The sequence below is a fragment of the Bacillus sp. SB49 genome (assembly GCF_000469135.2).
Classification (GTDB): Bacteria; Bacillota; Bacilli; order Bacillales; family Halobacillaceae; genus Halobacillus.
The window spans coordinates 104889-121606 of the sequence record NZ_CP048117.1 but is presented as its reverse complement, the minus strand read 5'-3'; the positions used below and the strand labels follow the sequence as shown (position 1 = coordinate 121606).

Here is a 16718-nt window from a genome sequence, read left to right as displayed (position 1 = left end):
AGAAAAACTATAGTAAATACTACCATACAAAAAACGGACGATACAACTAATTACCCTTGATGACAAAGAGTTGACGCTCTGCGAAAAACTACTACGATCAGCCGCCATAGACTTCCGGCTTCAAGACACCTACATATGGAAGATTGCGGTATTTCTCCTGGTAATCCAATCCGTATCCTACGACAAACTCATCAGGAACACGGAACCCTACTGTATCCGCCTTAATGTCAGCACTTCGGCCGGTCGGTTTGTCCAGTAACGTTACAATTTTAATGGATTTGGCTTTGCGGTACTTAAACAGGTCCACTAAGTAAGCAAGAGTTCTTCCACTGTCGATAATATCCTCAACGATCAAGATGTCGCGACCTTCCACTTTCGTGTCCAAGTCTTTTACAATCTTGACTTCTCCGGAAGATTCCATACCTCCGTGATAACTGGAAACATCCATAAAGTCCATTTCCAGATGCGTTTCTACACGTTTCAAAAGGTCTGTCAGGAATGGGGTTGCACCCTTCAGCACTCCGATTGCCAGCGGAAAGCGCCCGTTATATTCCTCTGTCAATTGGGCTCCCAATTCTTTACACTTCTCCTGAATCTCCTCTTCGGAAATCAAGACCTTTTCAATGTCGTTATGCATGATTGCTCCTCCTACGTGTCTGCTTTGTTTTTATAATGTAACCGAAGCCATGTACCTGATGAAGGGTCTACGGGAGTCCCGCTTCCTCTTAGACCTGCCACCCATATGATCTTTCCGGTCTGGTCCGTAACAATCGGCCAGGAATCACGCAATGCAGCAGGAACCTTCTGATCGATAAAAATATCTTTTACCTTTTTCGATCCGTCCATTCCTTTCAACCTGATCCGATCTCCATTCTTCCTGGAACGGACGATTAACGGCAGCTCTACGTGAGCGGTATCACATATGTACATAGTATGACCTTTAGTATCCAACGTTTCTGTCCACTCCGCCTCCACCACCGAGCCGTCGGGTGTAACGACATGCCCGCCGGGTTCCAACTGGAACCAATAGGGGGCTGCTCCACTTTTCTTTTGGAAAGAGAGCGTGACTTCATCATAGGCACGGACAACTTTCAAACCGCCCGGGAAGTCCAGCATTACGTTTGATTTTTCACCTTTTAACAGGTCTAGAAACAGATCTTCATGCAGGTAAGATATGTCTTCGGTCTGCTTCACATACAGATAGTTCAATATTAGATGAAAGGCAGTCCTTTGTAAAGCTGGCGGGAAGGTTTTGAATGTTCGCACAGACAATTGTACGAATTTCTCAACATTTGTAGAAAAATGTACGGTTTTCAGCACTTCTTCGGCCTGTTTCCTTATGTACGTTCTCTCTTCCCTCGCCCTCTCACTCCACGCCTGCATGTGTTCATGCAGCTTCGGGTTCTGCTCTTTCATGAAGGGCAATACATACTTACGAAAAGCATTCCGTGTATAATCCGTCTGTTCGTTTGAAGGATCGTGCTTCGCCTCGATACCGTGCCTATCCAGATAAGCGGCAATATCCTGTTTGGATACTCCCAGGAGCGGGCGGATAATTCTTCCCGTACTGAAAGGCCGCTCAAGCGGCATCCCCTGGAGTGCTTCCGGCCTTGCACCCCTGACCATCTGCATAACCATCGTTTCTGCCTGATCATCCCCGTGATGCCCTGTAGCAAGCACATCGGCATCATGTGCTTCCATCATCTCCTCGAAAAAACGATAGCGTAAATCTCGCGCCGCTTCCTGGGTTCCTTTCCCTGTCCATTCTTTGTACGTTTGTACATCCACGGAAGTTCCGACAAATTCGATTTCCCACTCCCTGCATATACGCTCCACGAACAAGAGGTCCTCCTGAGACTGGACCCCTCGCAGGCCATGGTCAACCGAAAGCGCCGTCAGCCGGAAAGGGATGTCCTCACGCAGGAGATTCAAGAAGTGCAGAAGTGCCAGAGAATCCGGACCGCCCGATACAGCTGCCAACACCACTTGGTGAGGCTGTATCAACTGATGTTTCGTGATGAATGCACGAACATTGCGATCCATGACATGTACCTCCTGTCTGTAATTTCAATCTAACTAATCCTATCGTATCACTCTTCGATCTATCTGCAAAAGAATACCCACTAAATAAAGAAACTTATTATCGACACCCCGAAAAGAAGAGCAGATACGAGGGAAAATACGGTCCACTCCTTTGTTTCCATATCCTCTTTCTTTCGTCTGACATAACGTGTCTGGTTGTTTTGAGCTTTCTTGCTGCTCATCAATACGCCAGAAAGAGCCTGCTTCATTTCCCGGGAATTAATGTATCTGCCTCTCCAACAGTCTTGTATGAAACGCCGATATGGTTTTAGAAGATCTGACTGCTGCAGCTTATGTTCCAGTGTCTTCTTTGGACTGGAGCCTCGTTCGAACCGCTTCGGGTACGCCATCTCCATCATAATCATCGTTACAGCGAAGAGGTCGTAAGATGGTTCCGCCCTTCTCGATCCCATCCCCCAGTACCCCCTGTCATAAAACTCGGTGTACTCCTTGATCGCTCTTCCCAATGCTGTCACACCTCCTACATCGATCCAACGAACTTTGGAAGCGGACATAAGGAGGTTATCCGTTTTTAAATCGCCAAATACATAGCCTGCCTGATGGAGATGATCCAAATCACTGAGAAGCTGCAGTGTACATATACCGATCCAGTCTTTCGTCTTTCCTTTAAGGAATTGTTCTAAAGGAATTCCGTCTATATATTCCATGACATAGAAAGGCATAGCCTTTCCGCCTATTCTTGTCCAATCATCGACGTCAACAAAAGAAGGCCCAAGCTTGACCCCTTGGACCTTGCTGAACTTCTTCAGCATATTCACTTCCATCATCATGCGCGAGCTGTCCTCTCCCGCCTTCAAGGCGTACTTGCGCCCATTTTCATTCCGGCACAAAAAAACCGTACCACAAGCACCCGAGCCCAGCTCTCGGATGATTGTGTAGGTTTTTCCATTCCACTTTCCTGTCACCTTCGCTCCAGGTTGAAGATTAATTACCTGTTTCTTCATAAGGATCGACCTCATCTCGCATCGTACGGAATAATGGCTTTTCGGCAAACGCATAGATCGCCTCTTTCAGTGCAGGTCCAGTCGGTGTGTACCCTCCACTGTTCAATTTGGAGAAAATGCCGTTGATTTCCCCTAGTTCCGGCGTCCAATCCACCATGCGTTTGATGGTTCGCTTCGGATCAGGGAACGTGTAGACGCTGAACTGATTCGATCCGGTTCTTGCATTCAAACTTAAGGATAAGTCATACAATGCATCTTTGACCGTCGGCAGCTTGTGATGCATGCTTGCACTCGTGTCGACAAGCACGAGAACTTCCAAATCACAACTTTCTCCAAGCTCATCCACCACCTCCACGACTTCCCCCCGCTGTTCCGGAGGTAATTCCTCAATCGTCTGGCTCTTTCCGAGGATCTCCTGCAATTCTTTATTAACGACTCCTTGTATCGTTTGGGTCATGGCTTGTCTCGTCACCATCTGCACGGTTTGGGACAAACTTTGTTGATAAACAATTTGACTGACGCCTCCACCCGCCTCTGCAATGGACTCTACTTCCTCAAGCCCCTGAGGTTGTCCGTTCTGACGATCGTCAAGAACGCCAATCACATTGACCGTTATGCCCTGATTCCTGGCAAGTGCTGCTACAGCAATCGGGTCTTCTCCGTGGTTTGAGCAACCATCCGTTAATAAAAGAATCTGCTTCAGTCGGCCTGGTTTCATGTTGGATCCCTCCTGTTTCGTTGCTCTCAGCTTCGCCGAAACGGAGGAAATATATACTAAATCACGCCTCTTTTTTCTCTGCTGGAATGGAGGACCACTCCGGCATATACCGATCAATTCTGGCGACGATAATCGTCATATCATCATCGATCGTTCCTGCTTGGGCGCGAATAACTTCTTCTAATAAAAGATCCGCGATAATCTGCGGGTCTTTCTCTGTTATACCTTTGATCCGATGCTTGAGCCACAATTCCACATCATCCAGCTGTTTCGGACCTTCCAAAATCCCGTCGCTCATCATGATAAGGAAATCTCCCGCTTTCAATTGTTCACTCGTCATATCGACGTCGACTTCCGGGATAATTCCCATTGGCAGGTTTCCTGACTCCACAGTAAGGATCTGCCCGCCTCGTTTGATAAAGCTCGGTGTGCTTCCTACCTTAATAAATTTGGATGTCGCCTTATGCAGGTCGATCACCGCTAAATCGAGAGTAGAGAAGATTTCATCATTCGTACGTAGAGATAGAATGGAATTAATGGACTGGATCGCGACAGACTCCTGAATCCCTGACTGCAGAATTTGTTTCAGCAGCCGGAGCGTTTCCATACTTTCTTCATGTGCCCGCTCCCCATTCCCCATCCCATCACTGATTGCAAGGGCATATTTCCCTCTGCCCAATTCCATCATGGTGTAACTGTCACCGGATATGAACCCTCCTCCTTTTGCCGCGTGTGCGACGCCTGATTCAATCGAATAATGCTTTGCCGAACCAAAAGATAAATAACACCGGCCGTTCGGATAAGGAGAAATCTCCTCCATCGTCACAACAATCGTCTCCCCTAAGATATCGGACAATACCGGCGCAATGATCTTGGATCCTTCTCCGCGGTAATTCTCAATTTCTACAATTAACTCCAAGTCCATGTTTCCTTCATCAAGCGAGTAGATTTCAAGTTTCTGAATAATCATCCCCATTCGTTCCAGTGCATGATAAATGATCTGTTCTTTATGTTCGTGCTGCTCCCGCTCCTTTACAATCTCTTTGGCGAAATTATTCATGACCTCTGATACACCCTGCAGCTGCTCCGCTACGAATTTGCGGCTCTCCATCACCTGCCGCTTCAGCTGCTTATTAGCATGATAGAAAGATAATTCATGATTCATCGTATCGATCAGCTTCTGTGATTTCACACAGTGCTGGTCTACATTTTTCCTTAAGAGCCGGCTCGGTTCCCCCTTCTCATCCAGCTCATGCATCAGATCAGTCATTAAATCATGGGTGTCGTCGAACTTACTCACCCAGCATTTCTCCTTCTTAAAGCACGACTGACACGTTTTCTCCGTTACATGACTGAGAAAATAATCGACCTCCTCCGCTTGTCCTTCGTCTACTTTCGGCTGTTCCAATGTAAAACTCTTCGATAACGCCTGAAATACGTCGGAAAACTTTCCGACGCGTACAGCCGTCACATCTCTAACCTTCTGCAAATATTTTTGCTGCTCTGAATGATGTTCTTCCGTTCCCGGAATGTATTTCGATAATTGTGTCACCCATGAATTCGGAGTCAATATAAACAAAGCCACCGCCCACGCAGACGCCCACAGAGAAGACGGCAGACCTGCCCCACTGTTCATATAAAAGCCGATAAGAAGGGTGCCGACGATGAGCCCAGCACTCACCCCCAACTTCTTCCCTTCTTTCAATAAACCACCCAGCAAGCCCGAGAATGCAAGCAGGCTCATTTGATAGATATGATCCATGTTAGACAAACTTAATACGAGTCCTGTCACGACTCCTACCGTCGACCCGATCGCCGCCCCCGCGATATAGGCCAACAAAACAACTAAGTACCGTGCAAATATATCCACAACTGCTACCCCTTGAATCTGCCAACCGATCATGCCTGTCAATACAGAAGCTAACAATATGATCAAACAAACAATCTCTTCATTCTTTAACGTAGGTTGATATCTTTGTGGTGTTAAAATCGGAAGACTCTGCATAAAGATTAGTACAAGGATGAAGCTCAATACCCCTTCTGCCGCCATTAATGTAATTTCGTAAAGCTGCCAGCGATCGAGCAGTGCCAGACTGACGGTCCTTGGTATGAGACTGGCAATCAAGGCGAGTGCCGGCAGCCATCTCTGGGGGTGACTTGTTTTGCGCACTCCCAGACTTAAGAGCAAAAAAGCCAGCGACGCTCCGACGATAAACCCCGCATGACTGTAGCTGTATGTAGAAGCTCCAGCAGCCATCATAATGGTGACCGGTATAACCAGCGGCCGCTTCAACCACCAGATCACGGCCAGGAACGCAACACCGAAAGGGGCCATGGACGATAATATAATCGCTCGTCCCAGTAGTAGTGCAAGAAGCATGTGGAACACGCCTTTGTTCGCCATGAAGGAGAACGTTCCGAAAGAAACCTTCTGTAAACCTTGTACAATTCCTGATCCTCGAACAGCCTGACGACTTTCCCGTTTTGATACAGTACCCAACATCTATCACCACTCCTTTGTGAAACCTATTAAACCACAGCAAGAACAAGCATTTTGTCAAAACAACAGGAGAGCAGAAACAAAAACTTCGATGGTTTTCCCACGAACGGATGGAGTTTCTACAAAATGTCTCAGGTCCAACCCCCTTCTCCCCCATAAACCTCCTTCATTCCCTAGCGAAATAGACAGACTTATCTGATATTTTTATTTGTTGTTGACACTTTTTTTATCATGGTGTACTATATTTCTTGTGCCTTTGAGATAACTATTTAAAAATATGGCGGTGTAGCTCAGCTGGCTAGAGCGTACGGTTCATACCCGTGAGGTCGTGGGTTCGATTCCCTCCGCCGCTACCATTATTTTTTCAAATACATAAAGGCCCGTTGGTCAAGCGGTTAAGACACCGCCCTTTCACGGCGGTAACACGGGTTCGAATCCCGTACGGGTCATCGAAAGCATTCTTGTCCTAAAAAAGCACGCCTCCCTATGGAGACGTGCTTTTTTCTTTCGCATAGAAAGATAAGCAGCAAAAAAGCAGATCCGCCATCGGATCTGCTTTTTCTATAAGTTATGAAGACGCGCACCTTTTACTCATTGTCCTAGACAGCAAGCTATCCTCTTTTAGCACCTCGACCTCCACGTTTGGATTCCGTGTGCTTTTTCAGTGATGCTAAACGCTCGTCGCTATCCTTGATAAAACGGTTCATCTTCTGTTCAAAAGACTCTACCGGTTTACGAGGTTTTGGCGGACGACGATTCTGGTTCTCTTTTGCCTTTTTTATGGAAAGGCCGATCTTACCGTCATCTCCAACATTAATGACTTTCACTTCCACCTGGTCGCCCTGGCTCAAGTGCTCATTAATGTCTTTGACATAGTTGTCGGCAACTTCACTAATGTGAACTAGACCCGTCTTACCATCTGGAAGCTCGACGAAAGCTCCGAAATTAGTGATTCCCGTTACCTTACCCTGCAGCTTGCTGCCTACTTCAATTGACATAAAAAAAATGCTCCTCCTTAAGTTTTCGATAAAAGTATCGTTCCTACATATTATATATAAGCTTTGAAAAGAGTGTCAATAAGACGGGTCCTCATTAGGCATTTTAAAGATAATTTCGCCTTCTTTGGAGAAGAAATAGTTCGTTCTGGCTATCTGCAGAACATAATCTTCATCATTTAACAGCTCGATCTCCTGTTCCAGCCCATTTTCCTCTTTTTTCAAAGCGGCCATCTCTTGCTGAAGTTGTTCGTACTGTTCGTTCTTTTCGGCATACACGGATTGCTGTTTCCAGTGATACACACCCATGGAGCCGGCAACGACCGTCACTAACAAGGCAAACATAACAAGACGACGAATCAAGCGTTTCTTCTTACGCTGGTGTCTGTCCATGTAAGCATCGTAGTGCTTCATGTATGTAGAATCCATGCGTGCTACTGACTCCGACTGTCTCTTTGCCATGCAGGCTCTGCCTCCTTTACCTCTTTAATCGTTTTATCCACTTGTTCCATGTATTCTTTATTTTATCCAAAAAACCTGCTGTTTTCCTTAAGTAATTTTTCATGTTTTTCGGCACAAGTCGCCAAATCACTCGTAAAATTAACCGGATCGGATAAAATATGACAAGAAACAATAGAATGATACCCTTTAAAAGTATCTTATAAACGCCAAGAAGTAAAGAAATAATAAGGAAAATGATGGATTTCGATGGAAGGAAAAGCACATAGTACACCAGCTTTTTCACAGCATTCCAAATTCCGAGCCATAAGCGGATCCAAGCTTCAAGCGCTCTTAAGTAAACCTTCTGAAACAATGCACGATAGGCGGAAAATCCACAGAGAATCGCCAGGAATACATAGACTCTAAGCTCACCATAGTTAGCCAGGTACAGCAAATAAAACAAAAATACCGCCTGAACGAACCAGAAACCAAGCTGATAAAAAACCTCCCGCCACGCGCGTTTATTACGCCGGCCGAAGATACGCTCGAATGTGTCCATGGAGGCTCCCACCCCCATCCCTCCCACAATCATAGAGAGGATGGTGATGAACTGTACCGTGAGCGTCATTTGAAGAGCTTGCTAAATAGTCCTTTAGCTTTCTCCCCTTGGTGTTCGTCCAGGTATGTCATCTCATGCATTTTACCCTTGATGGCCACCACACCGGAGTCCAAATCGAGATTCTTCATTTGTAGATTCTGCCCGCGGACGACGAGGTATCCCATGGATGTCTGAAGTAAGAACTCCTCGCTGTCGAAGCTGTCCACTTCTTTCACACCAGTGATTTCTATATTTCTCCGGTTCCAAACCTTCACATTATGTTCTGCCTGCTGTGTGCGCATACCATTGTTCTTATCGTAACCTTCCATTGATTCACACCCTCCTTCTCTAGTACAACCTATGAAAAGAAACAGGCGAATAGAACAAGAAGAAAAACCCGCCGTCCTCATGGACAGCGGGATAAGAACAGCATTATTGTTTCACCGGTTCTTCTTTCTTAATTTCATAAAGTGTCGTCGCTTCATCCTTTGTTACGTTTTCCTTGAGAGACTTCACTTCAATGGTCAAGATTTTCTGACCGAACTGGATCGTCAATTCATCGCCGACGGCTACGTTGCTTGCTGCCTTGCTTTGAGATCCATTGATGCTGATTCTGCCTTGATCCGCTACTTCTTTAGCCAGTGTACGCCGCTTGATCAACCTGGAAATCTTCAAGAATTTATCTAAACGCATCTGTTATTCCGCTCCTTTATTTTTTGCTTTCGCTTCTACCCACAATGCTTCCAGCGAATCAAGATCGTAGTCTTCCAGCTTACGCCCCTGCTGACCAGCCGCTGTTTCCATTAATGACAGCCTCGTCCGGAACTTGCGGTTGGTTCTTTGAAGAGCATTCTCCCCACTTATCTTGTAATGCCTCGCCAGATTAGCGATTGCAAACAACCAATCACCGAATTCCTTCTCCATCTCTACTTCATCCCCGGCATCACGCGCTTCGAGGAATTCCGCCCATTCTTCGTTCACCTTCTCTATTACGGGTTCCGCCGAATCCCAGTCGAATCCAACCTTGGCGGCTTTCTTCTGGAGCTCTTGTGCCTGCAGCAATCCAGGGAAGCTCTCCGGGACACTATCCAGAATAGAGGCAGGAGCCGCTCCCTTCTCTTCCTGTTTGATTGCTTCCCAGTTGGTCAACACTTCCTCCGCATCCCGAGCTTCCTCATCAGCGAATACATGAGGATGACGACGGATCATTTTATCCGTTATGGATATAATTACGTCATCGATTGTGAAAAATCCTTCATCTTCTCCAATTTGACTGTGAAGCATGACTTGAAGCAGGACATCTCCGAGCTCTTCAATCATATTCTCATCATCCACACGATTAACCGCGTCTATAAATTCATATGCTTCTTCAATCATATATTTGCGCAGAGATTCGTGCGTCTGCTTCCTGTCCCAAGGACAACCTTCCGGACTTCTTAAAATGCGGATCACTTCCCGGAGGCGGAAGAATTGATGGTTAAGGCGCTCCCTCTCCAGAGGAGGAACATAGAGACTCGTAAGGTTGTCTACTTCCACATGGCGGTCCAGTTCCTCCAGAGGTACAGTCGTAAGCTTCTCTGCAGAGCTTCCCGCCGCCGTTACCACCGTCACGGGATGACTGGCAGGCAGGTCTTCCAGCAGCGTCAGTTTCACTTCTGATGCAATCATACTGTCGTAGACCTGGCAGAGAATAATGTGATTTAAATATTGCAGTTCTTCCCGCTTCAAAGCAGTGGCATCCAGAAATTGAAATCCTTCTACAGGATCGATTTCCAGTGCCGAAAAGGTAGCATCCAGGTAACTCTGTCCCCCCAGTATTTCTACAGCGATGATTCCCGCTTCCCTTTTCTCCAAAAGGAGCTGAGTCGTTCGTTCTGCAAGCATTGGATGTCCAGGTACCACATAGAGAAGATCCCCTTCTGCGGATGCCTCGACCAACCTGTCTACGATTTCCTTGTAGACATCCCCAAACTGCTGATGAGACTCATATACATCATCAAAGCTGCGAAATGCCAGCCCCTCCTTCTCCAATTCGTGGACGACCGGGTGTTCTTTCGTCCTCATATAAACCGGTGATTCGGCATGGATCAACGCACGGTAAATTCCGAGCGGGAGTTGATTCAATTCCGCAGCACCAAGCCCGATTACTCTAATCGTGTTCATTCTTTCATTCCTTTCGGCAACAATTTCATCAACCATCTCCGGGCCGGCAGTGCGGCCACTTCCACTCTTGTGAAACATCCGCACTTAAGCAGGAGCAATAAGTAAAGAGCAGCACCGACACCTACTCTCACAAGCACAAATAATAACAGCCAGATACGGCTTCCTGATATATTCACATATGGTAAAACAGCATCAATAATCCACAGACCGACAACCATCCCGGAAGCAGAAACAAAGACAGCCCGCCAAGGTAATGCGAACCATTTCCTCCATGGGATCTCTTGCCTTAAGAGTACGATATTTCCCACTAAAACGAAAGCAACAGCTATTATGGATGAAACCGCTGTGCCATAGACACCGAACGCAGGTATCCACACTAAGTTGCCAAGCGTCTTCACAACTACCCCTATCACCAGGATCCCAGCTGTCTGTCTCATATATCCCAGCCCCTGCAGGATAGAGGACAGGGTGATGATCAACGAACTGAAAATGATAACAAACATAAACACTCGGAGTGGACCGGTTCCTGCTTCATCCCGAAAGAAGGAAATGTTGATGTCCCGAAACAGATACATCAGTCCCACTGCTGCGCCTGCAGCGATTATGAGAGTGAATTTTACTGCCCGAAACGCATCCCTTTCTACCGCGCTTTTTTCTTTCTCCCATCGTTTTCGATTGATGGACGGCAGAACAGCGAGTGCAAGGGAAGATGCAAGGACCGTCCCTAACTGAACGAGCGGCTGGCCGCGGTCAAAGACCCCTTTTGCCTCCCGGGCTTCCGTTACACTGAATCCGTTATCCATTAGACCAGGTATCATGGTAAACGCATCTATGAGCTGAAGAGATATCAATAACATATAATTCAAACAGATGAAAATCCCGTTGAGCAGGATCCTCCTCCCCATCTTCGGGTCGACCGAAGAACGCTCCCACGTCCAAAAGGAAGGGGTCTTTCTAAACCATACGTACAGAAGCACCGCAGCACCAAAGGCACCAAGCATGGATCCAGCGGCGGCACCAAGACCGATCCGGTACACTTCTCCGCCCCTCATTACAGAAATAGCGGCAGCGAGAATAAGCCCTACCCGCAAGAGCTGTTCTGTAATTTGCGAAATCGCCGTGGGCCCCATGTTTCCCCGCCCTTGAAAGACGCCCCGGAAGATAGCTGCAAAAGGAACAAGCAGGAATACGGCAAAAGATGCGCGCAGCGCGGAAACCAGGCGCGTATCGCCCATCACCGAAGCGAGATCAGATGCCATTAAATAACCCGCACTAAAAATCAACAGACACAAACCCGACATGTACCCAAAAACCGGAAGATAGAAGGAAGGAATCGACAGCGGCCGTTCTCCTTTTTCAGCAACTAATACAGAAATAGCCGCAGGAAATCCATAGAGTCCCAGCAGAAGTGCAACACCCAGAATAGGGTAAACCTGCTGATAAATATAAAAACCGATATCTCCCGTCAAATTTTGAAGAGGAATTCTGTAACCTGCACTGATGACTTTGCTGATCAAACCGGCGAGAGTTAAGATGAAAGCTCCTTTTAGAAAGGAGTTGGAACGTGTATGAGTCATTGCGAAACCTTTCTTTCTTATGTATATTCGAAGCTTTCATTATACCATATGAAAAGGTCAGATCCCTTAACCCGCTCGGACCTGACCCTGTTCACTACTCCATTTGTTTCGCCAGAAAGCTGGCAGCTGTCTGCAGCGCTTTTGTCATACTTTCCTCCATTGGTGATCCTTCTTTATTAAAGGCAATCACACATCCAATCGGGTCTCCCTGGGCGATGATAGGATAAATAATGTAGGAAATAACGTCTTCTTCCTGCCCTTGGACAAACTCAACCGGATCCGGATGCTTTTCAAAAGACATCGTTCTGGTATCCATAATTTCTTCGACTTTACTCCCAATCGAGCGATTCATGTACTCCTTCTTCACGCCTCCGGCCACGGCTATAAACTCATCCCGGTCGCAGATCAAGACAGGAGATTCCAACGATTCACTCAGCGCTTCCGCATATTCCTTAGCGAAATCACCCAGCTCACTAATCGGCGAATACTTCTTAAGAATAACTTCTCCTTCACGGTCAACGAAAATTTCTAAAGGATCCCCTTCACGAATCCTCAATGTGCGGCGGATCTCTTTCGGAATAACTACACGTCCTAAATCATCGATACGGCGTACTATACCAGTTGCTTTCATCCTTTATGCTGCCTCCTTTTCTGTGATGAATTCCATTCTTTCTCCTGTTGAAGCGCAAGCAGAATGAGCGGGTGATTAAGGATAGTATGATTCAGCAGAAAAAACCTATGCACCCTTGGTATGGTTTTTTAAATAAATTATGTAAAAACCCCCACTTTCCATGGGATAAGTGGGGGTTCTTTCAAGCTGTAGTCGTTTCACGCATCATTTCCGGCAGTTTACTGATAAACTCTTCAACTAATTCATATTTGTTCCAATCGGCTTTTCGATTCCAGCTGATGGTCACCTTCAATTTCGTTTCTTCCGTGCCAAGTTGAACCATCCGCCCATACTTGTTGGCAAATTCGAACAGCTTCGCACCATCAACCTGCTGACTTTGTTCGGATTCCATCAACAACTCAATCTTCTGCTTACGTTCTGTAATGGCTTCGATCCGGGCTCGTTTGGCATACAGACGTATGGAAGAAACGCGGAACAAGTTGTCGACCTCTTCCGGATAATCCCCGAAGCGATCAATCAATTCATCCCGGAGGTCATGAATGTCCTCGACAGATTCAATCGCCTGGAATTGTTTGTACATATCTATTTTCTGCTTCTCATCCTTGATGTATTCTTCCGGAATATACGCATCGACCATCATATCCAGTTCCGGCTGGAATGGTTGGACCGCTTCCGGCTCTTTCCCTTGGCGTTTCGCTTCGATCGCATCCTTCAGCATTTGGGAATACATATCGAATCCGACAGAATCAATATATCCATGCTGTTGGGCTCCGAGCAGATTACCTGCACCGCGGATAGAAAGATCGCGCATGGCGATTTTGAATCCGGAACCGAGCTCTGTAAATTCTTTGATCGCCTGAAGACGCTTCTCCGCCACTTCTGTCAGGACCTTGTCTTTTTGGTACGTAAAATAGGCGTACGCTACACGGTTGGATCGTCCGACTCGTCCCCGCAGCTGATACAGCTGGCTGAGGCCCATTCGATCTGCATCGTAGACGATAAGTGTATTTACGTTCGGTATATCCACTCCCGTTTCGATGATCGTCGTACTGACAAGCACATCGAATTCCCCTTCCAAGAAGGAGAACATGACATTTTCTAGCTCGGTTTCGTTCATCTGCCCGTGAGCGAACGTTACTCTTGCTTCCGGTACCAGCGCGGAGATCTCCTGCGCCATCCGTTCAATATTTTCCACACGATTAAACAGGAAAAACACCTGACCGTCACGGGCCATCTCCCGTTCCACTGCTTCACGAAGAAAGATCGGATTGTACTCCAGGACGTAAGTTTGAATCGGGAAACGGTTGGCAGGAGGGGTTTCTATGACGGACAGATCCCTGACGCCGAGCATAGACATATGCAGCGTACGCGGAATCGGCGTCGCTGTAAGGGTCAGTACATCGACATTATTCTTCAACTGCTTGATCTTTTCTTTGTGTTTGACTCCGAAGCGTTGTTCTTCATCGACAATCAACAGACCAAGGTCTTTGAACTCTACATCTTTGGAAAGGATGCGGTGGGTACCAACGACGACGTCCACCAGTCCTTTGCGTAAACGATCAGACGTCTCCTTCAGCTGCTTCTTCGTACGGAAACGGCTCATCAGCCCAATGTTAATACCAAATCCCTGGAAGCGCTCCTGAAGCGTCTCAAAGTGCTGTTGAGCAAGTATGGTAGTCGGTACAAGCAAGGCTACTTGTTTGCCGTCTACAATGGCTTTAAATGCCGCACGAATCGCAACTTCCGTTTTTCCATAACCAACATCCCCGCAGAGGAGACGATCCATCGGGCGAATTTGTTCCATATCCTTTTTGATTTCCTCAATACACCGGATTTGATCTTCCGTCTCTTCATAAGGAAATGCTGCCTCAAATTCCCGCTGCATCTCCCCGTCTTCACTGAAGGCATACCCTTTCGATGCCTCACGCTCCGCATACAGCTGGATCAAGTCATCCGCAATGTCTTCGACAGAGGATTGGACTTTGCTTTTGACTTTCTTCCACTCGCTGCCTCCAAGCTTATAAACTTTCGGCTCTTTCCCTTCCGAACCGACATACTTCTGGATCAAATCGATTTGGTCAATCGGCACATACAATTTGTCGTTTCCAGAGTATTTAACCATAAGGAAGTCCTTATGGTTGCCCCCCATTTTCAATGTTTCTATACCAAGGTACTTCCCGATTCCGTGGCTGGCATGGACGATATAATCGCCCACTTTTAACTCCTGGTAGCTCTTGATCCGCTCCGCATTGGACATCTTCTGCTTCTTACGCTTCGGCTTGGCCGTACGTTTTTTGAATAACTCATTCTCTGTCAGCACCGCAAGCTTGTGCATCGGCCACTCAAAGCCACTGCTGATATTCCCTTGAACAATCGTCGGTTTGACTAATGGGAGCTTCACTTCTTCTTTACTGACGACGGCTTCCATGTCGTAATCGTCCAGGACACTTTGGATTTTCTCCTGACGTTTCTCATCAGGCGCCAGAATAACGACGGAGTATCCCTGCTTCTCCCATCGGTCCATTTCGTTCTTCAACAAATTCATCTGACCATGAAACTGCTGCATCTGTCTGCTGGATATGTTCACAACATTCTGGGGCTGTGTATTCGGAATATGACGCATAAACACAGACATATATAGACGAGGCTGCTCGATCTTATCCCACGTATCCTGCCAGTCGAAGGATATGTTCAGATCCCTCACCGTTTGATTAGCCTCCAGCAAGCTCTGATGCCATTCCGCCTCTTCCTGATCAAGACGGGTGGCTGTTTCCTGAATCCTGCTCATTTCATCCAGAATGACAAGGCCGTCTTTCGGAAGATAATCCAGTAAGCTTACCGGCTCTTCATAAAAGTACCCAATATACTTATACATCTCCTGAAAACGTTCCTGTTCCTTCAGTCTACCAAGGTCATGTTCCACGACCTGGGCAAGGGTTTCTTTCGCCTCGGATTTCGTCAACTTTTTCAACGATTGACTCAGTGCCGTTTCTAAACGATCGTGGGAACGGGCATAATCCTCTTCCCTCAACAGAAGCTCTGCTGCTGGCCCAACGACAACGGAATCAAGCTTATCATGGGACCGCTGCGTTTCTGAGTCGAACGTGCGAATAGAATCGACCTCTGTATCAAACAGCTCAATCCGATACGGGTGCTCCGATGTCAGCGGGTAGACATCTATAATGCCGCCCCTTAACGAGAATTCTCCGGGACTTGCCACCATTTCCGTCCGGTCGTAACCCATACTGATAAAACGGGTTAAGTATTCATCAAGATCCACTTCTTCTCCAACACGAAAAGGGAGCTGGTTATGCTCCCAATACTTTTTCGGCGGCATGATTCGTTTCAGAGCGGCTACCGGTGCAATCAACACACCGGACTTTTGATTCAACCACTGACTTAGCGCCTCGATGCGCTGACTACGCAATTCTGGACTTGCGACGGCAATTTCAGATGCAATCAATTCGTTAACCGGATACAGATGCACCTGCTCCCCGTCCGTCAATTCCTGCATGTCTTCATATAGCTGCTGTGCTTGAATCAGCTGATGGGTGACGAGAATAATCGGCCGTTTCAACGATTCACGCAGCATCGATATTAACACTGTTCTCGATGCTCCGGAAAGGCCGGCAACCATCTGTTCTTTCATCCCTGACTCATAGCCAGCTATCACCGAATGTATATCATCTTTTGGATATAAATAATCCTTTATTCCCTGCATATCGAATTCCTCCACCATCCGGATCTTCCATGATGGAAGATCACGATTTACTGAATGAAAAAGTCTAGCTCATGATAGTGTGGATTCTCGTCTAATGATTCTTTGCATGAATCACAAATCGTCCGTATATCCATATGCCCGTCCGTTGTCATGCGGACCATCTGCTCCTGGTCGGTGTCATTTAAAAGATCAAACCCCAACTGGGAGACATCCACTTGTGCAGCGTCCAATTCTCCAACTTGGTTCTCGCAGTGACGACAAAAATAACGTATTTTCATGTCCATCCTCCTCTAGGTTGATGGTACATAGTTTTACCGTCACAGGCGG

General features: G+C 46.9%; 15 protein-coding genes and 2 tRNA genes. 2 read left to right on the top strand and 15 right to left on the bottom strand.

Annotated features, from left to right (window positions below; translation table 11 throughout):
* Positions 1-97: 97 nt before the first annotated feature.
* The 5 genes from hpt to spoIIE all read right to left on the bottom strand — a co-directional run bounded on the left by hpt (position 98) and on the right by spoIIE (position 6268).
* The gene (gene hpt, locus M662_RS00640) at positions 98-640 is read right to left on the bottom strand and encodes a hypoxanthine phosphoribosyltransferase (protein WP_162129325.1); all 543 of its coding nucleotides are present in this window, start codon (positions 638-640) and stop codon (positions 98-100) included.
* 8 nt (positions 641-648) lie between these two features.
* Complete coding sequence (gene tilS, locus M662_RS00635; RefSeq protein WP_026577054.1) at positions 649-2043, bottom strand: tRNA lysidine(34) synthetase TilS; 1395 nt, start codon at positions 2041-2043, stop codon at positions 649-651.
* An 80-nt stretch (positions 2044-2123) separates the two neighbouring features.
* On the bottom strand, positions 2124-3047 hold the full coding sequence (locus M662_RS00630) for a serine/threonine protein kinase (protein ID WP_008633511.1): 924 nt from the start codon (positions 3045-3047) through the stop codon (positions 2124-2126).
* Positions 3028-3765 (bottom strand): vWA domain-containing protein, encoded by a 738-nt coding sequence (locus M662_RS00625; RefSeq protein ID WP_008633509.1) that lies wholly within the window; start codon positions 3763-3765, stop codon positions 3028-3030. The genes M662_RS00630 and M662_RS00625 overlap by 20 nt, the downstream gene beginning before the upstream one ends.
* A 61-nt stretch (positions 3766-3826) precedes the next feature.
* The gene (spoIIE, locus tag M662_RS00620) at positions 3827-6268 is read right to left on the bottom strand and encodes a stage II sporulation protein E (RefSeq protein ID WP_026577055.1); all 2442 of its coding nucleotides are present in this window, start codon (positions 6266-6268) and stop codon (positions 3827-3829) included.
* A 276-nt stretch (positions 6269-6544) separates the two neighbouring features.
* Between spoIIE and M662_RS00615 the strand changes: the two genes are divergently transcribed.
* Both M662_RS00615 and M662_RS00610 read left to right on the top strand, forming a co-directional pair.
* Positions 6545-6621, top strand: a tRNA-Met gene (locus M662_RS00615).
* A gap of 21 nt (positions 6622-6642) precedes the next feature.
* Positions 6643-6714: transfer RNA gene (locus M662_RS00610), tRNA-Glu, on the top strand.
* A gap of 162 nt (positions 6715-6876) precedes the next feature.
* On the opposite strand, the gene M662_RS00605 is transcribed toward M662_RS00610, so the two are convergent.
* The 10 genes from M662_RS00605 to M662_RS00560 all read right to left on the bottom strand — a co-directional run bounded on the left by M662_RS00605 (position 6877) and on the right by M662_RS00560 (position 16669).
* Positions 6877-7263, bottom strand: coding sequence for a S1 domain-containing RNA-binding protein (locus tag M662_RS00605; RefSeq protein WP_008633506.1), 387 nt, complete (start codon positions 7261-7263; stop codon positions 6877-6879).
* A gap of 75 nt (positions 7264-7338) precedes the next feature.
* Positions 7339-7722 carry an FtsB family cell division protein gene (locus tag M662_RS00600; RefSeq protein ID WP_008633504.1) on the bottom strand — a complete coding sequence of 128 codons (384 nt, stop codon included), beginning with the start codon at positions 7720-7722 and terminating at the stop codon, positions 7339-7341.
* Between the two features lie 16 nt (positions 7723-7738).
* Entirely contained in the window at positions 7739-8278 is a 540-nt protein-coding gene (gene yabQ, locus M662_RS00595) for a spore cortex biosynthesis protein YabQ (RefSeq protein ID WP_236096550.1), read from the bottom strand.
* 47 nt (positions 8279-8325) lie between these two features.
* Positions 8326-8601 carry a sporulation protein YabP gene (gene yabP / locus M662_RS00590; protein ID WP_026577056.1) on the bottom strand — a complete coding sequence of 92 codons (276 nt, stop codon included), beginning with the start codon at positions 8599-8601 and terminating at the stop codon, positions 8326-8328.
* A 130-nt stretch (positions 8602-8731) separates the two neighbouring features.
* A complete protein-coding gene (locus M662_RS00585) occupies positions 8732-8992 on the bottom strand; it encodes an RNA-binding S4 domain-containing protein (protein ID WP_008633497.1) in 261 nt (86 codons plus the stop codon).
* Positions 8993-8995: 3 nt separating this feature from the next.
* Complete coding sequence (mazG, locus tag M662_RS00580; protein ID WP_026577057.1) at positions 8996-10462, bottom strand: bifunctional methyltransferase/pyrophosphohydrolase YabN; 1467 nt, start codon at positions 10460-10462, stop codon at positions 8996-8998.
* Positions 10459-12039, bottom strand: coding sequence for a putative polysaccharide biosynthesis protein (locus tag M662_RS00575; protein ID WP_008633493.1), 1581 nt, complete (start codon positions 12037-12039; stop codon positions 10459-10461). Before M662_RS00575 ends, mazG begins: the two co-directional genes overlap by 4 nt.
* Before the next feature lie 94 nt (positions 12040-12133).
* Positions 12134-12670 (bottom strand): stage V sporulation protein T, encoded by a 537-nt coding sequence (gene spoVT / locus M662_RS00570; RefSeq protein ID WP_008633491.1) that lies wholly within the window; start codon positions 12668-12670, stop codon positions 12134-12136.
* A 181-nt stretch (positions 12671-12851) separates the two neighbouring features.
* Positions 12852-16391 carry a transcription-repair coupling factor gene (gene mfd, locus M662_RS00565; RefSeq protein ID WP_026577058.1) on the bottom strand — a complete coding sequence of 1180 codons (3540 nt, stop codon included), beginning with the start codon at positions 16389-16391 and terminating at the stop codon, positions 12852-12854.
* A 47-nt stretch (positions 16392-16438) separates the two neighbouring features.
* The gene (locus tag M662_RS00560) at positions 16439-16669 is read right to left on the bottom strand and encodes an anti-sigma-F factor Fin (RefSeq protein WP_008633487.1); all 231 of its coding nucleotides are present in this window, start codon (positions 16667-16669) and stop codon (positions 16439-16441) included.
* Positions 16670-16718 lie beyond the last annotated feature (49 nt).